Origin of the sequence: Bradyrhizobium sp. AUGA SZCCT0160, from assembly GCF_018130105.1 — a bacterium.
Taxonomy (GTDB): domain Bacteria; phylum Pseudomonadota; class Alphaproteobacteria; order Rhizobiales; family Xanthobacteraceae; genus Bradyrhizobium.
In genome coordinates this window covers 107,264-127,357 of sequence record NZ_JAFCMD010000009.1, presented here as the reverse complement: position 1 = coordinate 127,357, position 20,094 = coordinate 107,264, and the positions used below count along the sequence as shown (strand labels likewise).

At 58.9% G+C, this 20,094-nt stretch carries 17 protein-coding genes; 6 read left to right on the top strand and 11 right to left on the bottom strand.

The genetic code is table 11. The features are described from left to right. Nucleotides 1-189 precede the first annotated feature (189 nt). The 3 genes from JQ558_RS38130 (at nt 190) to JQ558_RS16755 (ending at nt 4,908) form a co-directional block, all read left to right on the top strand. The gene (locus JQ558_RS38130) at nt 190-2,583 is read left to right on the top strand and encodes a glycosyltransferase (RefSeq protein WP_312014996.1); all 2,394 of its coding nucleotides are present in this window, start codon (nt 190-192) and stop codon (nt 2,581-2,583) included. 154 nt (nt 2,584-2,737) lie between these two features. Then, a complete protein-coding gene (locus tag JQ558_RS16760; protein ID WP_212294277.1) occupies nt 2,738-3,688 on the top strand; it encodes an NAD(P)-dependent oxidoreductase in 951 nt (316 codons plus the stop codon). Beyond that, a complete protein-coding gene (locus JQ558_RS16755) occupies nt 3,685-4,908 on the top strand; it encodes a glycosyltransferase family 4 protein (protein WP_212210121.1) in 1,224 nt (407 codons plus the stop codon). The genes JQ558_RS16760 and JQ558_RS16755 overlap by 4 nt, the downstream gene beginning before the upstream one ends. Nucleotides 4,909-4,937: 29 nt before the next feature. Here the strand turns inward: JQ558_RS16755 and JQ558_RS16750 are convergent, their stop codons facing one another. The 3 genes from JQ558_RS16750 to JQ558_RS16740 are packed head-to-tail and all read right to left on the bottom strand — an operon-like array spanning nt 4,938 to nt 7,480. Then, entirely contained in the window at nt 4,938-5,792 is an 855-nt protein-coding gene (locus JQ558_RS16750; RefSeq protein WP_212294276.1) for a class I SAM-dependent methyltransferase, read from the bottom strand. After that, nucleotides 5,782-6,414 (bottom strand): DapH/DapD/GlmU-related protein, encoded by a 633-nt coding sequence (locus JQ558_RS16745; protein ID WP_249142506.1) that lies wholly within the window; start codon nt 6,412-6,414, stop codon nt 5,782-5,784. Before JQ558_RS16745 ends, JQ558_RS16750 begins: the two co-directional genes overlap by 11 nt. Continuing rightward, nucleotides 6,392-7,480: a glycosyltransferase gene (locus JQ558_RS16740; RefSeq protein WP_212294275.1), complete on the bottom strand. Its 1,089-nt coding sequence runs from the start codon at nt 7,478-7,480 to the stop codon at nt 6,392-6,394. The genes JQ558_RS16745 and JQ558_RS16740 overlap by 23 nt, the downstream gene beginning before the upstream one ends. A 182-nt stretch (nt 7,481-7,662) precedes the next feature. Between JQ558_RS16740 and JQ558_RS16735 the strand changes: the two genes are divergently transcribed. Continuing rightward, nucleotides 7,663-8,388: a bifunctional 2-polyprenyl-6-hydroxyphenol methylase/3-demethylubiquinol 3-O-methyltransferase UbiG gene (locus tag JQ558_RS16735; RefSeq protein WP_212294274.1), complete on the top strand. Its 726-nt coding sequence runs from the start codon at nt 7,663-7,665 to the stop codon at nt 8,386-8,388. Between the two features lie 92 nt (nt 8,389-8,480). On the opposite strand, the gene asnB is transcribed toward JQ558_RS16735, so the two are convergent. The 5 genes from asnB to JQ558_RS16710 are packed head-to-tail and all read right to left on the bottom strand — an operon-like array spanning nt 8,481 to nt 14,577. After that, nucleotides 8,481-10,322: an asparagine synthase (glutamine-hydrolyzing) gene (gene asnB, locus JQ558_RS16730; RefSeq protein ID WP_212294273.1), complete on the bottom strand. Its 1,842-nt coding sequence runs from the start codon at nt 10,320-10,322 to the stop codon at nt 8,481-8,483. 3 nt (nt 10,323-10,325) lie between these two features. Further along, nucleotides 10,326-11,870 carry a lipopolysaccharide biosynthesis protein gene (locus JQ558_RS16725; protein WP_212294272.1) on the bottom strand — a complete coding sequence of 515 codons (1,545 nt, stop codon included), beginning with the start codon at nt 11,868-11,870 and terminating at the stop codon, nt 10,326-10,328. A 52-nt stretch (nt 11,871-11,922) separates the two neighbouring features. Continuing rightward, nucleotides 11,923-13,023 carry a DegT/DnrJ/EryC1/StrS aminotransferase family protein gene (locus tag JQ558_RS16720; protein WP_212294271.1) on the bottom strand — a complete coding sequence of 367 codons (1,101 nt, stop codon included), beginning with the start codon at nt 13,021-13,023 and terminating at the stop codon, nt 11,923-11,925. 31 nt (nt 13,024-13,054) lie between these two features. Next, nucleotides 13,055-13,519 (bottom strand): acyltransferase, encoded by a 465-nt coding sequence (locus JQ558_RS16715; protein ID WP_212210114.1) that lies wholly within the window; start codon nt 13,517-13,519, stop codon nt 13,055-13,057. After that, nucleotides 13,516-14,577 (bottom strand): Gfo/Idh/MocA family protein, encoded by a 1,062-nt coding sequence (locus tag JQ558_RS16710; protein WP_212294270.1) that lies wholly within the window; start codon nt 14,575-14,577, stop codon nt 13,516-13,518. Before JQ558_RS16710 ends, JQ558_RS16715 begins: the two co-directional genes overlap by 4 nt. A gap of 513 nt (nt 14,578-15,090) precedes the next feature. On the opposite strand from JQ558_RS16710, the gene JQ558_RS16705 reads away from it, so the two are divergent. Further along, nucleotides 15,091-15,978 (top strand): SDR family oxidoreductase, encoded by an 888-nt coding sequence (locus JQ558_RS16705; RefSeq protein WP_212210112.1) that lies wholly within the window; start codon nt 15,091-15,093, stop codon nt 15,976-15,978. Between the two features lie 25 nt (nt 15,979-16,003). Here the strand turns inward: JQ558_RS16705 and purU are convergent, their stop codons facing one another. Beyond that, the gene (gene purU / locus JQ558_RS16700; RefSeq protein WP_212210111.1) at nt 16,004-16,867 is read right to left on the bottom strand and encodes a formyltetrahydrofolate deformylase; all 864 of its coding nucleotides are present in this window, start codon (nt 16,865-16,867) and stop codon (nt 16,004-16,006) included. Between the two features lie 140 nt (nt 16,868-17,007). Between purU and JQ558_RS16695 the strand changes: the two genes are divergently transcribed. Next, nucleotides 17,008-17,853, top strand: a complete 846-nt coding sequence (locus JQ558_RS16695) for a uroporphyrinogen-III synthase (RefSeq protein ID WP_212294269.1) — start codon at nt 17,008-17,010, stop codon at nt 17,851-17,853. Between the two features lie 23 nt (nt 17,854-17,876). Here the strand turns inward: JQ558_RS16695 and JQ558_RS16690 are convergent, their stop codons facing one another. Further along, nucleotides 17,877-18,833, bottom strand: a complete 957-nt coding sequence (locus tag JQ558_RS16690; RefSeq protein ID WP_283813665.1) for a GDP-L-fucose synthase — start codon at nt 18,831-18,833, stop codon at nt 17,877-17,879. After that, on the bottom strand, nt 18,814-19,899 hold the full coding sequence (gmd, locus tag JQ558_RS16685) for a GDP-mannose 4,6-dehydratase (RefSeq protein WP_212210109.1): 1,086 nt from the start codon (nt 19,897-19,899) through the stop codon (nt 18,814-18,816). Before gmd ends, JQ558_RS16690 begins: the two co-directional genes overlap by 20 nt. Between the last annotated feature and the right edge of the window lie 195 nt (nt 19,900-20,094).

The window sequence follows — 20,094 nt, the reverse complement described above, 5'->3', positions numbered from 1 at the left end:
CTCGTCGACCGCAAAATACCAACTGCGAACCTTGGCAACAATGATGACGTGATCCCTTCAGTTCGAAGCCCGAACGGCGTAGGGTGACTCGGCATTTCGACGCCCACGGCATCGATGTCCATTTCAGTGTGGTATCAGCCCAAATGGGTGCGGGACCGCTCTAACAGCAGATCAAACGATGTGAGTTGCATGGCTTCCGCAACGACTACCGCGCGCCCGCGCTTGCTATACGTGGTAAACGAAGACTTCGCGTTCTTGCTCAACCGGCTGCCGATGGCGAGAGCTGCGCGCGCCGCGGGCTATGAAGTGCACGTGGCCACGCGTGTCGATAAAGGCGCAAGCGCCATAGAAGCAGAGGGCTTCACGCTTCATAGGATACCATTCCGCCGGGGCGGATTGTCTCCATTTGCTGCAGTTCCGACCATCGCTGCGCTTCGACGGCTTGAAAGCAAGATCAGGCCGCAGATCGTTCATCACTCCGGCCTGCAATGCTGCGTGTATGGATCGATTGCAGCCTTGGGACGAAAAATCCCGCTTGTTAACGCCATTACCGGCCTGGGCTACATCTTTACTTCGGTAACCTGGCGAACAGGGCTTCTGAAACGAAGCATGGCTATTCTCCTTCCGTGGCTCTTCAACAGGAAACAAAGCGTCGTTCTCGTCCAGAATCCCGACGACCTGTCCGCCCTCGAAAGCCTCGGAATAGAGCACGGTCGAACGATCCTGATCCCCGGATCCGGTGTCGATACAGATGTGTTGCAGCCACTGCCGGAGCCGACTGGCCCAATTACGATGGGCTTCGCCGGGCGCTTGCTAACCGACAAAGGAATTCGGGCGCTGGTAGCCGCCCACGGCATTTTGCGAGAACAAGGTCACGATATAAACCTGATCATTGCCGGTAATCCCGATCCAGCCAACCCCGCCTCCGTCCAAATTGAAGAGGCGTGGGAATGGAGCCAACGGCCGGGGATTACCTGGCTTGGACACATCGAAAATATCGTCTCGCTTTGGCGGCGCTGCCATTTTGCTGTCTTGCCGTCGCATCGCGAAGGCCTGCCCATGAGTCTGCTTGAAGCAGCAGCCTGCGGCAGAGCGATGATCGCCACCGACGCTCCGGGCTGCCGTGAAGTTGTCATTCATGATCATACCGGCGTCCTGGTGCCTATCGAGGATCCAATAGCACTTGCTGCGGCGATCCTTGGCCTGGCGAACTCGTTCCAGCTTCGCGACCGTTACGGACAAGCTGCGAGAAAGCTCGTCGTCGAAAAGCTGTCAGCCAAAATCATCGGGGACTCCGTCGTCGAACTCTACGACGAGCTAACGCGAAATCGGCACCAGCATCGGGCGCCAGACAATTCGATACTGCCTGCTGGGAAAATCCTGCTCGTTTCTCAGCATTATGCCCCGTTTCCGAGCACGACCTCGGCCTATATGACCGAGATTGCCGAGGAGTTGGCTCGCGACTGCGACGTCACCGTTCTGTCGGGCTCGCCCGGCTCCAACTCGAAGGCGCCCCCGAAGTCATCCCTCCCCACAATTATTGAGATAAAGAGCTGGTGGCCGGGAAAATCAGCGCTGGTTTCAAGATCACTTGCCGCAGTCCTGTTCGCATTACAGGTGTTCTTTGCCATCCTGAAGCACGCCCGCCGCGAGGACGCCATCCTTTGCGTTACGACGCCTTTCACAGTTCCGTACGCCGTAACTGTAGCAGCGAGGCTCCGCAAAATTCCCGCGGCACTTATTATTCATGACTTCTATCCGGACACGCTTGTCATGGCCGGCATTCTGCATCCCCGCTCCATAGTAACCAAAATCATGCGTTGGGCGAACTCTGTCTTGTTCAAATGGCTCGACGCTGTCGTCACCATCGGGCGCGATATGAATGTGCTGTTGATGGCCTATCCACGCATGCAGCCAAGCAAGATCGTCTTTATCCCAAATTGGCCAACGCTGCCCATTCAACATCGAGTCGTCACCGAGAATTCCTTTCGCGTCCGCTGCGGAAGCAAATTTCTGGTGGCCATGTCCGGAAACGCGGGATTCACTCACGATCCCAACTCCGTGTTCGAAGCTGCTCGAATACTGGAACACAATACGGACATTCACTTCCTGTTTTCGGGCGAGGGCGTCGGCTGGACCACATTGAAGAAAAGGCAGGCGACGACGCCCCTGCGTAACGTCACTTTGATTGAGCGCGTGCCCGAAGCGGAGCTGGAAGAATTCCTGTCGGCCGCCGACATTTGGATAATCCCGTATCGTAAAAACAATACCGGCGTGTCCGTACCAAGCCGGATCTATAATCTGCTCGCTGTGGGACGACCGGTGATAATCTGCTCAGAGCCGGATGCGGAGGCTGCTCTTCTGGTGCAGGAACATGATTTGGGCTGGGTGGTACAACCCGAAGATCCAGCCGCAATTGCTCGCACCGTCGAGTTTGCAGCTTCGGCCGCGGGCAATACCCAAGAGAAGGGACGGCGGGCGACCGAGATTGTCCGTAACTATGCACGACCAACCGCGTTGAATTCATACCGGCAACTGATGCGTCGGCTTCTGAACAAGCACGCGGCTGTGTCTAATGAATGATGAGATCACTCGCAGCTGTCGGGACAAATCCCCGAACGCCAACGCCCCCGAAAGCATGACTTTTAGCTGTTGACTCTCGTAGAGGTTTATTCCTTATCCAGAGAGTGCGCTCCCATCAGCCATTCGAAACCTTTCACTCCAAGGCACGCTCGTTATGACTAAAGGTCTGGTTCTGGTAACGGGCGGAAACGGATACGTGGGCCGGGAGTTGGTGCGTCAGCTGATCGCCCAGCGAGATTGCGAAGTCCACGTACTGGACAATATGGCCAGCGGTGAACATCGTCTGGCGCAAATGGACGAGCAAGCTTTCGTACTGCACCGGCAGGATATCCGGGACACGGATGCGGTTTCCGAATTGCTCAACAGGATACGGCCGTCGATCATTTATCATTTGGCTGCCGTTCACTTCATTCCAGCGTGCGAGGCCGAACCCGGAAATGCGGCCGCGATCAACGTGGCGGGAACGATCAATCTGCTGAACGGAGCCCCGGCCGGGACCAAGTTCGTCTTCGCTTCATCGGCCGCCGTCTACCGACCGTTGCCCGACGCGCATCTGGAACGCGACGAAGACCTCGGCCCGGTCGATGTCTACGGCTACACAAAATTGCACGGCGAGCATTTTGTCAGGCATTACCACAACCAAAACAAGGTCCGCGGCATCATCGTCAGACTTTTCAACGTCGTCGGGCCCGGTGAGACCAACCCGCATCTCGTACCGGCGATCATCAGCCAACTAGCTTCCGGTCACAACCAACTGGCCTTGGGAAACCTGTTCCCCCACCGGGATTACATCGACGTCAGCGACGTTGGTTACGGATTGCGCGCGCTCGCCAGGCACGATGCTTTCGAGGGCGGTCCGCTGATTTCGAATCTTGGCACCGGAAACACGCATTCCGTGGGTGACGTCGTCGCGACGATCGGGACCGCGGCCGGAGTGACCGTCGATGTTCAGCAGGACCCGCTTCGTGTGCGTGCTGTTGATCGTCCGATGCTGAAGGCGTCAACTCAGAAACTGAGGCAGATTACCGGCTGGGCCCCGTCCATCTCACTTGCCGAAAGCATGCATCGCGCATGGACAAATCGGATGGAGGATGGACTAACGTGACGGCCACCAAGCTGCGCGTTGGCGCGGTCGTCGTCACGCCACCGACGTTCAAGGCGAGCGGAGGGGTATCGGCTGCGATCCAACTAACCGAGAGAATCGCAAAGCAGATCGACAGCGCGCTGTTGCTGATGGCCGAGGACAACGGCGAAACCGTCGAGAACGGTCTGCGCATAGTCCGTCAAAAGGCGGCAAATTCCCTGCTGCCCCTGCGGCGTGTCCTGCCGCGGCAAGCCGTCACTCTCGCATGGCGAGCGAATATCAAGCCATGGCTTCGCCAGGGACAGTTCGATGTCGTTCATTTTCACAATCCTCACCCGCCCGGTGCTCTCAAAGCTGCTGCGCAGGCCTGCAAAGACCTCAAAATCCCCTACGTGATTTCAACGCACGGCTTCATCGAATTCAACGAATTCTCACAAGGCTTCGGCGCCCCTGCCTGGCAGAAGCCATTGCTGGAATTGCTGGTGCGTCGACCGGTCGTTCACGTGGCGCAAAACGCGGCGAGAGTCCTGATGCTCTCGCCTCAGGAGGAACCCGTTCTATCCGGCATGGGGGTGCATCCTCGCAATCTTCGCGTCGTATCCAATGGCGTGGACCCCTACTTCACGATTCCTGTTTCAGAAGCAGAGCGGCAACGACTGGTCGCACGCTTCGCTCTTCCGACCGATCGTCCTCTGATGCTGTATGTGGGTAACCACACGGCAAACAAGGGCCTGGACGTACTGCTCAGAGCTCTGCCCCTGATGCGCGAAAAGGCTGTGGCTGTTGTCGCCGGTGCTATCCGCTCGCAGAAGGAGCATGCGCAGCTCCTTGCTGACAACGGCATGCCTGCCGGCAGTGAAAAGATTCTATTCACCGATTTCATCACCCGCGAAGAACTGCGCGCCCTCTATCAGAGCGTCGACTTGTTCGTCTTTCCCTCGCGCGCCGATACGCTGCCGCTTGTCATTCTGGAAGCCATGGCCAGCGGCCTGCCGGTCGTTTCGACCTTGATTGGCGGAATTCCATTCGAAGTTTCCGCCGACACAGGGATCCTGATGAAGCCCGGCGATCCCGCAGCACTCGCTTCGGCGCTGGACCGGCTGTGTGCCGACCAGCCACTCCGCAAGGCGATGGGCGATGCCGGGCGCGCACGTGTCACTCAGCTCTTTAACTGGGAGAAATCGGCAGAACAGGCCGTGGCTATTTACGAGGAAGTCGTTTCCAACAAGACGTCGCAATAGTTCTTAGTGAGAGATGGCCGACATCGGCTTCATCGCTCCGGCTTGTATCCCACAAACGAATAGAGTCGACCGGGCCGGTTGTCGAATTGTTCGGCGATCAACAGCATGAACCTGAACATGCGGTCATGACTCAGAAGCGCCCGCCAGCCCGGGACGGGAAGCCTGGCCGAAAGCCGTGAGACGACAGCCGATCGCAAGCTCTCAAATGTGTAAGGGAACAAGTTGATCGGGCTTGTAAGGGGCGGAAGTATCTCGAGCGGCTCAAAGCCGGCAGTGCGCAACGCGCCAACGTAGCGATCAAGACGAAAGGCGTTCTCACCGCCATAGAGCCGATGCAGCGGATGCTGGTCCAAGAACTTCTGGAGGTCGGAATCACGACTAATGACATGTTCGCGGGCGGCAACAGCAATGCCACCCGGCTTCAGTACGCGAAAGATTTCACGGCATGCACCTTCCAGATTGGTCGTGTGATGAAGCACCGCTCGCGCAAACACGACATCGAAGCTCCCATCAGCAAACGGCAGCCGCTCGGAAACCTCCTCGACAATGTCAATGGCAATTCCGGCATCTTGCGCGAGCATGCGTATCGCTGCTGCGCCAACAATCTTGCTTGGATCCGGTTCAAGGGCCGTGACCGCGAAGCCATCACGGGCCAGTGCATAGCTGGCGATACCACGGCCAGCTCCGATATCGAGCGCCCGGCCACGACGACCATGCAATATGTTGGAGACGGCGCGCCACTCCTCCGATGCATGGTAACGAGCCGCCGCATCCACCAATGGGTCATCGTAGTATGCGTCGCGCGCAACTTGCTGCTGCTCGGGTTGATTTCGAAACCAGACGACCGCCTCTTCCCAGGACGACAGCTTGGGATCAGCGCTCATCGGGCGACAGCTCCCTGACAACGACCGCGGGGTTTCCCGCTGCGATCGAGAACGCCGGCACATCCCTGGTGACGACCGCCCCGGCCGCGACGATCGCACCCTGCCCAACGGTGACGCCGCGCAGCACAAAGGCACCAGCGCCTATCCAGGCGTCGTCGTGAATCGTAACAGGCTGCTCGCCCAACTCCAGCTTACGCGGATGACCACGCTCGAATATTTCCCTGGCCTGCTGGTGTCGTTGCGAGGCTTGTAGCGGATGCGTAAGGTTATCGAATATGTTGACGGAATGGGAAATCAGAACGCGATGTCCGATTTCGATCGATACCGCGGACCAAATGCGGGTTCCGTCTCCCACATAGCACCAATCGCCCAGCACAATTTTCCCCCCGTGCCCGAACGTCATCAACTCGCCGCGCACAAATGTATCGCTGCCAATCAGGATACGATCGGAGTCGCCGGCGGCATTTTTAATGCGTGCCGCCTGACTGAGACGCGACCTGGCACCGACCCTGCAGGTTGCACGCCCCAGGATCTGCTGGGCTAGACGATGAAGGTTCATGTAGTTCAACTGCGCTATTGGCCGGGAGTAATTAACACGATCATAACCGCCCGACGAGATCAACAAAGCTCTTCCATTGCAATGGCTTACTGTAGGCGGCGGTGACCCTTTCGCGACCGAGCGAAGCAATCCTCGACGATTCATCCCAGTCCGCCAGTCGCTCCTCGATCAGGGTAACCGCTTGCACGGGCGAGCCATAGGTCGCGATTGTGACGCCAGGTTCCATCGACGCGGGGTACCGGCCGTCATCTGACACCAGCAAGGCACCGCACCCCATTGCCTCGAAGCATCTCATATTGCCACGATCCGCTCCCGCCATATCGATCGCCCCGTTCAGTACGATCTTGGATCGCCCGATGAGGTCATAGAGCTGCCGTCCGAAGACCGGTGGCCTGGCAATTTTCGATATCGCGCGAGGTCGGCGATGCTTCTTCAGGGGCGGCAAGAACCCGAGCGCGGTCTCGGCGAGCCGCGTCAGGCGCGATGCGTCAAGGCAGAACACCACATTCCGTCTCACGGCGAGTGCAGCGACGCGCTCCAAAATGGCCGCACGACGCGAATGGTGTCGCGAGTAACCGCCAACGAACAACACGTCGATAGGTCGGTCGCCGCGACCATACTGATCCATCATCGGATCAATCGCCGGAAAAAACGGCGCAACATTGCAGCCCTTCCGTCGCCAGTCATCAAGAATAGAGGGGAAATTGCTGACAACAGCATCGTAGGCCGACAGATCGACACCACCCGATGGCGCAGCACGCCAGCATACGGCTTTTCTTACACACCCCGGCAGCTGGCGAACAAAGCTGCTGCTGTAGCGGATCGGATCCAGATTGTAGAACACCTCAGCGCGATGATGCTCGATCTGCGCCAGGAGAATGTCCTCCGGCGCGCTCGCCGACGCCATCCCGTGCTCGCGCGCCCAGTACGTCTGCAGCGTCTTGTCATTGGCATTGGTAAAGAATGCATCGGGCGATCGGTCAATGACCGGCTGGAGGAAATGCAACACACCGAACCTGTCGTCCAGGAACACGCGCAGTCGATCGTCGAAGCTGACGGCCCCGGCCGCAAGACCATCAAAATGCTGCAAGTAAGATGGGTAGAGAGCGCTATTCTGAAACAACCGCATTCAAGGGTCCGCCAAAGGATGCCATGAGATAGCAAACTGCACACGAATAACAACACTCAACGCGTCTGTAGCTCAGACGCCCAACCGACCATTGGTTCGCCCACAGTTGACACCCCCATGTGCTGCTGCGAAATAGGCCAGTTTTCGCTTCAGGCGGCGGGTATGCGAGACCGGAATAGCGTATGAGCAACAAGAATACCGTGGGCCACCAGATCGAAACAGAGTCGATCTATTCCAACGCGGAGTATCTCGCGCACAATCCCACTTGGCATGCCGAGGATTCAGCCTGGAAGGCCGCCAAGATATGCAGCACCCTGCGCAGGAACAATCTCAATCCGTCCCGGATTGCAGAAATTGGCTGCGGCGCGGGCGAGATCCTGGTGCAGCTCAAGACGCTTCTGCCCGAAAGCACTTTCGTCGGCTATGAGATGTCCGGGCAAGCCTTCGAGCTGGCGCGAAAGCGCGAACGTCCCGGCTTACACTACGTCAACACTAATATGCTGGACGAAAACGTCCACTTCGACGCCCTGCTGTGCATTGATGTATTCGAGCATGTCGACGACTATATCGGGTTCATCAAATCGATCCGCAGCTACGCTGATTACAAGATTTTTCATATCCCGCTGGATCTATCGGTCTTCGCGGTGGCGCGGAGAGATACGCTGCTGGACGCGCGGCGGCGCGTGGGGCACCTGCACTATTTCACCAAGGAAACCGCGATCGAGACCATCAGGTACTGCGGCTACGAAATAATCGACACCGATTTCACCGCGCGAGCAGTTGAACTTGATAGCGGCAGGTTGCGCACCAACCTGATGAAGCTGCCGCGCGCGCTGTTATCAAAAGTCTCGCCGGCTCTTGCCGCCCGTATTTTGGGAGGCTGGTCGCTGATGGTGTTGGCTAAATAGACTTCAGTACCGGGGGAGCCGACAGAATTCCACAATCCGAGAAGAAACGAGCAGGAGTGAGGGGATTGGAAATACTATTCTCTTTAAAAACGTCATCCCGGCAGGCGAGCCAGTACCCATTTCATATGGAGATAGGGCCAAATTCGTCCCGCCGACTCCCAATCCCACGACCTGTCACGATTCAACTTCAAAACTGCCTTCTCGAACGCCGGTTCATCAACCAGTTCCGTGAAGGCCTCAACCTTCTTTGCCAGCAAGGATGCGGTCCAGGAAGAAAGCGGACCGTTCAACCATTCCGGCATCGGCGAATTGAAGCCGATTTTGCGCTTTGCGGTCCGGATTGATTCCGGCATGCAGCCGGCCATGGCTCGACGCGCAATCAACTTCGAGTATCCGTCGGCGTACTTGGCTTCTTCCGGAAGAGCAACCGCATAGGTCACCAGCCGCCAATCCAGAAAAGGCATCCGCACCTCGATCCCGTGCGCCATCGACAGGCGATCGAAGTTGCGCAGGATTGTCGGCAGAACGGTTCCATGGAGCATACGATAGAGCCGGCGATTGAAGGAACCCCACTCGGTCGGCAAACGATCCTCATCGCCAACCACCGCGAAACCCCGTGGCAGCGAGGAAAGCCCGCCCCGCAAAAAAAAATGGCCGCGTCGCTTGAGCAGCGCCGCGCGCGCGAAATCCACGGCGTTTGCCAAGAACCGCCAGCGCTCCATAATGCCAGAAACAACGTTACGCATCCAAAACGCCGCTGTACCACCCGCCTGCAGATAGCCCCCCATCAATTCATCGGCACCATGGCCATCGAGCGAAACAAGCACTTTCTGGCGACGCAGTTCCCGATAGATCAACCAGACGGCCGTTGGCAGGCCGATGTAGACCTCGTCCATGTCTTCAAGCACGCGATCGAAATCCCGCAAGGCGTCGTCATCACCGATTTGCAGTATCGTGGGCTCAACACCTGCCCAGGCAGCGGCTTCCTCGGCCTGTGGTCGCTCGTCGTTGGGGGATCCCGGAAACGACGCGACAAAGGCGTGCCGCCAGGCATGATTGCCACGCGGCCCCATCCCCTTCTTCTCGGCTTCGGACATCGTGCAAATGATGGCAGAGGAATCGAATCCGCCGGACAGGCAAGTGCCAATCGGCACGTCACTGCGCATACGCAAAGCCACGGCATCTCGAAAAATCTGGCCGAAACGTTCGACCCGCTCGGCCTCAGTGGAGGGCAACTGAGGCAGATGATCCAGCGTGCGCCACCAACGCGTAACGCTGGTGCGGCCGCCCCTGATCCAAAGATGGTGCCCTCCCTGCAACCGCTTGATTTCCCGGTGCAGGGTCCGCTCGCTTCCCTCTATGCCAAAGGCATCGACCATGATCCGGCGCGCAGCATCTGCATCAATGTCGGTAGGCACCAATCCGGATCGAACAATGGCGCGCATTTCCGACGCAAACACCAGGCGGCCATCCGAGATCGAATAAAGCAATGGTTTGATGCCGAACCGGTCGCGGGCGAGGAAAACGTCGCCAGATACCTTGTCCGCGATCGCCAGTGCCCACATTCCGTTGAAGCGCAGGAGCATGTCCGGTCCCCACGCCTGCCAGGCGGCGAGGATAACTTCCGTATCGGACTCGGTGCGGAACGGGACGCCCGCAGCTTGCAACTCCGCCCGCAATTCGAGGAAATTGTAGACCTCGCCATTATAGACGATGACAAAACGGCCATCCCCCGAATGCATCGGCTGATCGCCACGGGCGCCGGGGTCGATAATCGCTAAACGCCGATGCCCGAGCGCGATCCGCTTGTCATCGCTGAACCAGAATCCAGCACCATCGGGACCGCGGTGAGCGATCAGGACGGTAATTTTCTCGATGGCAGATGGAGTGACAGCTTCGCCGCGCAGATCGACGATACCAGCAATACCGCACATGAATCAGAAGCTCCGCGCGGGAAGAAACCGCGTTACGATGCGATACAGATCCCGCCGGCAAATTGCTCCGTAGGGGCCGATGCTGGAAACGGCAATGACAGCCATCAGGATCGCCGCGGCCGAAAGAACGTAATAGCCGGCAACCTCCCACAAAGCGGCACCTTGATCTATCCCATAGGTCGTAATCCAGACGCGCAACAGGATTGCACCGACGACCCCTACTCCAATCGGCATCAGGACAAAATGCCAAACCCGCAACCCGATGTCCGGCAAGGCGAAACTCCGCCGCAGCAGCAGCGTCATGAAAACCATCTGGGCCAGTGCGCCGGCACATGCACTCCAACCCGCCGCCGGCCATCCAAAATAGGGAAGCGCCACCGCACTGGTTCCGAGGGTGAATAGCGCTGTCACCAGCGATATCGCGGCGTTCGCGCGTGTCCTGCCCTTCGCCATGAGATAGAATGTGAAAACGTTGGTGCCGCTGCCAAGGATGCCTGCCAGAGCCAGCACGATCAGCACGCGCTGGCCTTCGGCGGCAACTTCCGGGCCGGTCCATAGGTACAGCACATTACCAGCCACAGGAATGAGAGCTCCGAGCACCGTTACGGCCAGCACGTTCAGTATCCATGATGCACGAAAAAACAGGTCGCCGACGCGCTCGTCGCTCTCGCCCTGCAATGCACTGAAGAATGGAAACAGAATCTCGCCGATCTTGAGAACACCAATGTAAATTGCTTCCTCCGCGCGCAGCGCGATCGAATAGTATCCGACGTGCTGCGGCTGAAGAAACATGCCGAGCAAATAGCGTTCTGCCTGTCCGGCGACCAATCCACCGCCCTGCGCCAGCGCCTGCCATTTGCCGATGTGCAGGAGAGTTACCAGTGATCTGGAATGCAGCGCCGGAAACGCCACCACATCCGGGCACAGCAGCCGCGCCAGCACCATCGACAGCAGCAAATTGACTGCAAAACCGATCATTTGACAGGCCACGAAAGTCGACGCCTGCGGCCAGTGCGGGATCAACAGAAGCATTGAAAGTGTCGACGCCACGCTGCCTGCGACGCTCACGAGAGCCAGCCGTGCGTAATCTTGATGGGCCGTGAACAGCGCCAGACACACGCCGGCGATGCACTGAAAAAGCCACCCCACCGCACCGAAAGCGAACGCAGCGAAAAGATCGTCCACCAGGTCACCGCCCAGCTGAAAAACGCGCTGCGCAAAGGCCGGGCCGACGAGCCAGAAAAGGCTCACAAGTGGAATTCCGACCGCCAGGCTGAGAAACATGGCGGTTGCAAAAAACTGTCGGGTCTCATGGCGCGCTGCCGTGGCGAGCGTTCGGGCAAATTCGCGCGTCGACATCATGGCGAGAGAGCCGCTGAAAATGAGCGCTGGCGCAATGGTGGCGACGACAAGCCCCGCCATCCCGAAGGATGCAACGCCCAACCTACCGACGACAAACGGCAGGATCAGCAAGTTCAACCCGACGCTGACGAGGAATGCCATGGCATTCCAGGTCGAATTTGCCAGCAGTCGGGAACCGCTTTTCATGAGAAATGCGCAGCCATTTCATAATCGATATCGCCTGCACTACGCAGCACGACTAACCGAAGGCGCGAATGAGATCGACCACGGTCTTCTGTTGCGGCGCCGTGATCTCCGCAAACATCGGCAACGACAAGATCCGGCTTTGAGCCCGATGCGCATTCGGAAACTGCTCTGGACGATGCTCCAATCGTCCATAGGCCTCCAAAAACGGAAGAGCCACCGGGTAGTTGACGGCGGTTTGCACGTTGTTTGCGCTCAGGTGGGCGGCGAGCTTGTCGCGTTCCGGATGCTGGATGGTATAAAGATGATACACATGGGTGCGATCCGGAGCGACCTGCGGGACAACAATGTCTTCGATCTGATTGAGGCCGGCATCATAGACCATTGCCGCCGCCTGCCGAGCCTGCGTCCACCGAGTGAGATGCGGCAACTTTGCCGAAAGAATAGCGGCCTGCATGCCGTCGAGACGACTGTTGATCCCCTCGATGCGATGCTGATGTTTGACAAGGCCACCGTGTCGCGCCAACACTGCCATTCGTTCGGCAAGATCCGGGCGACCGGTAACAATTGCGCCAGCGTCTCCCATCGCTCCGAGATTTTTCCCGGGATAGAACGAATAGGTCGCAGCGTCCCCGAACGTGCCGACTTGTTGGCCTCGGTATTCGGCCAGATGAGCCTGAGCGCAATCTTCGATCACCCACAGTTTGTGTCGACGCGCGATCTGCATGATCGCGTCCATGTCGGCCGGCTGACCGTAAAGATGGACTGGAATGATTCCCACCGTCCGCGGCGTAATGGCATTTTCGATCGCGGCCGGATCGATCGTGTAGGTGCCGGCGTCAGTGTCACAAAAGACGACGTTCGCGCCGGCATGCGTAATCATGGCCGATGTGCTGATCCAGGACCACGCGGTCGTAATCACCTCATCGCCGGGCGAAACTCCCAAAGCCCGCATCGCGATGTAAAGAGCGTCCGTGCCGTTTGCGCAAGACACGCAATGGGGGGCGCCGACGGCGGCCGCAAACGCAGTTTCGAAATTGTCGACATATGGACCACGTATGAAGGAGCTGTCACGAATGACGGCGGCGATCGCGGCATCGATTTCCGACTTGATGCTCTCATATTGCAGATGGAGGTCGGCGTAGGGCACGGCCATGGAATGGAGCCTCATTTCGAACCAGTCGCTGTCAATGGCGCCGAATTAGACGCGCCGGATTTCCGGCGTAGGATCCGGGCAACGTAATGTCCTTGGTAACGACCGCGCCGGCCCCGATCACGACATTGTCGCAGATCTCAACCGGAAGAATTGACGCCCCCGATCCGATCGATACGCGATTTCCGATCTTCGTATGGCGCCACAACTCTTTGCGGCCTCGCGCCGGGCCACCCGTCGAAAACGTGTCGTTGATGAACATCACCCCGTGACCGATGAAGCAATCGTCGCCGATCGTGACAAGCTCGCAAACAAACGCATGGGACTGAACGCGCGTCCGCGATCCAATCCGTACTGATTTCTGGATTTCGGTGAAGGGGCCGATAAAGCAATCGTCGCCAATTTCGCAACCGTAAAGATTGCACGGCTCGACGATGCTGACGCGAGCACCGAATACCACGTCACGCACGCCCACCTGTCGGATTTCGGGCTCATTCATGGCAGTTCGCCGAGGCGGCATAATTGCGGGGCAAACTTTAAAGAAACTTCTTTGCCGGTCTCGATGGATTCATACAGCGCAGATATCAATTCAAGGCTCTTGCGACCCTGAAGGCCATCGACAAGCGCGGGACTCTGATCGTTGAGGCATTTGACGACATGTTCGTAATAGGCCTGGTGGCCAAAACCATAGACGTTTGGCGGATTAACCGAGAACCTTTCAATAACCTCTCTGTCTGAATCAAGCTGCTTTGAGAACTGCCAGTGCCGGATCTTGTTGACGGCAAATCCCGCAATTTCAACGGCTCCCCCCTCACCGAGTATTGACAACGAGCCTTCGAGATCCGTTGGCCTGACTGCCGTTGTCGCCTCGATGATTCCGAGCGCACCGTTCTTGAACTTGAGCGTCGCCACTGCAGTGTCTTCGGCTTCGATGTTCACCAGCGCGGTTGCCGCCCGGGCGTGTACGCTGACCACGTCGCCGAAGAACCACTCGAGCATATCAACATGGTGACTTGCCTGGTTGGCCAGAACGCCTCCGTCGTATGCCCAGGTTCCACGCCATTTATCCTGATCGTAATAGGCCTGATCACGACACCAGCGCACCCTTACGGTTCCCAGGATCAAGCGTCCGAAGCGACCGGCCTCGAGCGCTTCGCGAGCCTTTATCACGGGGACATTGAACCGGTTCTGCTTCACCACGAACAGCTTGACGCCGGCAGCATCGCAGGCGTTCATCATGACATCGGCGTCTTCGAGCCGGAGCGCCATCGGCTTTTCGACGATGACATGCTTGCCGGCCTTGGCAGCGGCAATGGCGTGAGCGGGATGCATCCCGCTGGGCGTCAGCACCGAAACCGCCTGCATATCCTTGTGGTTCAGAAATTCATCAATGCTGTAGAAGGCCGGCACGCCAAACCGCGAGGCGACCTTGTCGGCCCGCTCGCGCACGACGTCGCAGACTGCAACCAATTTGGCCCCAGCGATATGGCCGCCGCCAAGTAGATCAGCGTGACGCTTTGCGATACGCCCGCACCCCAGCAAGCCAAATTTGATCACTGATCACCCAATTTGCGGTTCGCCACGAAGAGCTTTCGAAGTCAATTTTGGGCTATTCGATCCCGTGCGACGCGGGCATCGCAAAATCAACTTGCCCACCCCGCCGAACCATTTTCTTCGGATAGCCGAAGCCGCTATGTTTTTCAACAGCTTGCATTGCTTTGAGGCTCCTGGTTGCAGAATTGCGGCTCGGGCCAGGCGTGATCGCACCGACATCGGATGGGTGAAGGACCTGCGACGCAAGGCACCTTTGGCAACCTGCCGACGCGCCATGGGGCAAGCGCAACAACGGTCTCATTATACCACGCCACACCGCTCCTGTACGAAGGTTCCTCATAACATCTTTAAGTTGTATTAATTGCGTAACTCTATCGCTGACGCGATTTCAAGCCTGGATCGCTCCTTCCGCCCTATGCCGCGAAATGTGACCGGTCTATACCGGCTGAAGAGCGGAACAACGGAGATAACTCTCGACCATCGGCCGGTCGCGGGTGCCTGACTTCTGGGAGCGGTATGAACTTGCTAGGATTGGATGAACCAGCTGAACACAACAAAACTGAGACGAAGAGTCTGGTTATAGGAGCCACCGGCCTTGTCGGCGGCTACATCGTTGAACGCCTGGTCCGCGGCGGTCAACGACCCCTTGCCTTGTCAAGAGCCCCGCAGGATGGGACGGGAATCGACTGGTTTTTAGGTGACCTTGAAAAACCTGAAGCTTTCAAGTTTCCAGAATTTACGACCCTGTTTTGCACGGCAAGTGCTGCACTGTTGTGCAGCGCTCTCCCCTATCTATTGAATCCTTCCCTAAAACGAATTGTTGTCTTCACCTCGACAAGCGTCATTACCAAGATTGACAGCGAGATTGCTTCCGAACGAGCAACCTTGACCAGGCTGGCCGAAGCGGAGCGCAACATCGCCAGTATCTGCTCACAGGCCGGCGTTGAATGGACAATTTTGCGGCCGACACTCATCTATGCCGAAGGGCGGGATCGCAATATTACGCCGCTGTCGCGGCTTATTCGGAGATTTGGCTTCATGCCCCTTGTCGGGGGAGCGCAGGGTTTACGGCAGCCTGTGCATGCGGAAGACTTGGCCATCGGCGCGGTCTCTGCAGCATTGAGTCAAGCTGCGGCGAACCAGATATACTCGTTGCCCGGCGGCGAAACCCTCACCTACCGCGAGATGATCGGTCGAATTTTTGACGGCATGCGGCTGCCGCGACGGACACTCTCAATACCACCTGTCTTGTGGCGGGCAGGATTTGTCGTCGCCAAGCCGTTGTTCCCAAGCGCTAACGCCGCGATGGGCATCCGGATGATGAAAGATATGGCCTTCGATTCAACGCCTGCGGTACGCGACTTCGGATGGAAGCCGAGAAATTTCTTTCCGGTCTTCGACTAGGTCGAGTGGCCGGATAGCTCGCTCATCAGTCGCCAAATACCACGGTCTTCCGACCGTTGAGGATCACACGATCCTCGAGGTGATGGCGTATCGCGCGGGCCAGCACGCGCCGCTCGATATCGCGGCCCTTGCGCGAGAGATCTTCCGGCGTATCGCGGTGGCTGATGCGCTCGACGTCCTGATCGATGATCGGGCCTTCATCGAGGTCGCGCGTCACATAATGCGCGGTCGCGCCGATCAGTTTGACGCCGCGCTCATGCGCCTGATGATAGGGCCGAGCGCCTTTGAAGCCCGGCAGGAACGAGTGGTGGATATTGATGCAGCGGCCCGAAAGCGCTTCTGACATCTCATCCGAGAGAATCTGCATATAGCGCGCCAGCACCACGAGGTCGGTGCCGCTGTCCTGCACCAGTTTCAGGACCGCCTGTTCCTGTTCGCGCTTGGTCTCCTTGGTGACCGGCAGATAGTGGAACGGGATCTTGCCGAAATCGAGATTGTCATAGGTCTCACGCGGATGATTGGAGACGATCGCGGTCGGGATCATCTGAAGTTCGCCGGTGCGCCACCGATAGAGGATATCGACCAGGCAATGATCCGATTTGGAAGCCAGCAACATCACCCGGCGGCGGTTGGCGCGATCGCGCATCTGCCAGTCCATCCCAAAGCGGTCGGCGATCGCGGTAAAGCCGGTCTGCAACGCCGCCAGTTCGACCGCGAGGTCCGCGGCGGTGAACACCACCCGCATGAAGAATTTTTTGGTTTCGATATCGTCGAACTGCTGGGCGTCCAGAATGTTCTGCCCGTTATGGGCGAGAAAGGTCGACACCGCGGAGACGATGCCGGGGCGGTCGGGGCAGGATAGAGTGAGGACGAACTGATGGTCGGGCATGGCGCGGACTTGACTACAATTCAGGCAGAGGCGTGGAACACTTGTTAGCGCCCTGCTCTATCACCACCAACCGGCTTGCGCCAATCCGGAAACCGGGGTCATGATGAACAAAGCACAACGATCGGCGTTGGAGCGAGGCCATGGCTGACAGACTGAACGGCTACCGTATCCTGATCCTGGAAACGCGCGAGGAAGCGCAGTTTTCCCGCCTGCTCACCGAGCAGGGCGCGGACGTGCTGCAATGTCCGATGTTCACCATTCACGACGCGCCCGATCCGGCGCCGATCGAGGCCTGGATCAAGCGGTGCGTCGACAAGCCGTTCGACGATCTGGTGCTGATGACCGGCGAAGGCCTCCGCCGCCTGATGAAAGTCGTGCGCCGCATCGGTCTCGAGGAAGAATTCGTGACGGCGCTCGGCAAGGCCCGCAAATTCGCGCGCGGCCCCAAACCAGGCCGGGCGCTGCGCGAAATCGGGCTGGAGCCGCAGATGACGACGGAGAAGCCGACCTCCGAAGGCATCGCCGAGATGCTGTCGCGCATCGACCTGTACGGCCACCGCCTCGGCCTGCAGCTCTACCCGGACAAGGATCACAGCGTCCTGATCGGCGCGATCAAGGCGCAGGGCGCCGAGGTCGATACCGTGCTGCCCTATGTCTATGACGCGCAGGCCGCCGACGCCAACATCGTCACCGCCATCGACGAGATGGCGCAGGGCCGCATCGACGCGATCGCGCTGACCAATCTGGGCCAGGTCCGCCGCCTCGTCGAAGTCGCGCGGGCGCGTGGCTGTGAAGCGCGGTTGCGCGAGGGGCTGGCGCGTACGCCGATTGCTTCCGTGGGACCCGTGGTTTCCGACGAACTGAAATCCCACGGGCTGCGCGCCGATATTTCGCCGGCCGACGATGCCTACTTCATGAGGCCGCTGATATCGGCAATGGCGGCGGCGCTCGGCAAGACCCCGCCGCGTGCGACGGCTGCGAACTAGCCGCATCGTCGCAACGACGGAAATCACTCGGCCGCTTGCTTGGATTCGTTCAGATAGGCCTGATAGGCGAGCTTGAGGCCGTCCTCGAGCGTGGTGCTGGCGCGCCAGCCGAGCTTGGCGAGCCGGCCGCTATCGAGCAATTTGCGCGGCGTCCCGTCGGGCCGCGAAGTATCGTAACTGATCTCGCCGGTATAGCCGACGGTCGCGGCAACGAGCCGGGCGAATTCGGCGATGGTGATGTCGTCGCCGAGGCCGATGTTGACGAGCTCGCCGCTGGAATAGGTTTTCATCAAATGGATGCAGGCGTCGGCAAGATCATCGACATAGAGGAATTCCCGCCGCGGCGTGCCGGTGCCCCAGACCACGATGTTCCTGGCGCCCGAAACCTTCGCCTCGTGGAAGCGGCGGATCAAGGCAGCGACGACGTGGCTGTATTCGGGATGATAATTGTCGCCGCGGCCGTACAAATTGGTCGGCATCACGTTGATGAAATCGGAGCCATACTGGCTCCGATAGGCTTCGACCATCTTGATCCCCGCGATCTTGGCAATCGCGTAGGGTTCGTTGGTCGGCTCCAGCAGTCCCGTCAGCATGGAATCTTCGTGCAACGGCTGCGGGGCCAGCTTGGGATAGATGCAGGAGGAGCCGAGGAACATCAGTTTCTCGGTCGCGTTGACATGGGCAGCGTGAATGACGTTGGTCGCGATCACCAGATTGTCGTAGAGGAATTCGGCCCGCAGCGTGTTGTTGGCGACGATGCCGCCAACCTTTGCCGCCGCCAGAAACACTGCTTGCGGGCGCTTGGCGGCGAACCATTGGTTGACCGCGGCCTGGTCGCGCAGGTCGACTTCGGCGCGCGCGATCGTCAGCAGTTCGACGTCTTCCTGTACGAGCCGGCGCACCAGCGCCGCCCCGACCATGCCGCGGTGCCCGGCGACGAAAACCGTCTTGCCCTTCAGCTCAAACGGAACTCTTGCCATTGGCAACCTCTCGTCTTGCGGCCGCAAGATCTCCTGCGACCATTTCCTTGACCAACTGGGCGAACGGCGTCTTCGGCTTCCAGCCGAGTTTCTCCCGCGCCTTGCTGGCATCGCCGATCAGGAGATCGACTTCGGTCGGCCGGAAATACATCGGATCGATGCGCACGACGATCTTGCCGGACTTCTTGTCGATGCCTTGCTCATCGACCCCCGCGCCGCGCCATTCGATGGTGCGGCCCACTTCCGCGAACGCCAGTTCGACGAATTCGCGTACCGAGCGGGTCTCTCCGGTCGCAAGCACGAAATCGTCTGCTACATCGACCTGCAGGATCTTGTGCATGCCTTCGACGTAATCGCGCGCATGACCCCAGTCGCGCTTGGCCTCGAGATTTCCGAGATGCACCACTTCCTCGAGGCCGGCCTCGATCCGGGCCACGCTGCGCGTGATCTTGCGCGTCACGAATGTTTCGCCACGGATTGGGCTTTCATGATTGAACAGGATGCCGTTGCAGGCGAACATGCCATAGGCCTCGCGGTAATTCACCGTGATCCAGTAGCCATAGAGCTTGGCAACGGCGTAGGGCGAGCGCGGATAGAACGGTGTGGTTTCCTTCTGCGGCACTTGCTGAACCAGGCCGTAGAGCTCCGAAGTCGACGCCTGGTAGAACCGCGTTTCCTTTTCCATGCCGAGGATCCGGATCGCCTCGAGCAGGCGCAGAACGCCAATGCCGTCGGCATTGGCGGTATACTCCGGGCTCTCGAAGCTGACGGCGACATGGCTTTGCGCGGCGAGGTTATAGATCTCCGTTGGCCTGATCTGCTGCATCAGCCGGATCAGATTGGTGGAGTCGGTCATGTCGCCGTAATGCATCAGGAACGGCACGTTGCCGGAGTGCGGGTCCTGGTAGAGATGGTCGACCCGCGCCGTATTGAACGAGGACGAGCGGCGCTTGATGCCGTGCACGGTGTAACCGAGACCAAGTAGATACTCGGCCAGATAGGCACCGTCCTGGCCGGTGACGCCCGTAATCAGCGCGACGCGCTGCTTCGAATCTTGAGCCGCCATATTCGCTCCAACACCCCGGCGCCGCCTCAAGGCAGCGCGAACGCCCGTAAGCCCCGGTCGCCGGACACCCCAACCCTTCCGGGTACAGTCCGCAGGGCCGGCAAAGCCCCTCGCAGCCCCATTCGCCCAGCCGAACCGGACGCGCAAGGGGCTTCAACCACGCGGCGCAGGCCATAGCATCCGGCCCCGGCGGAG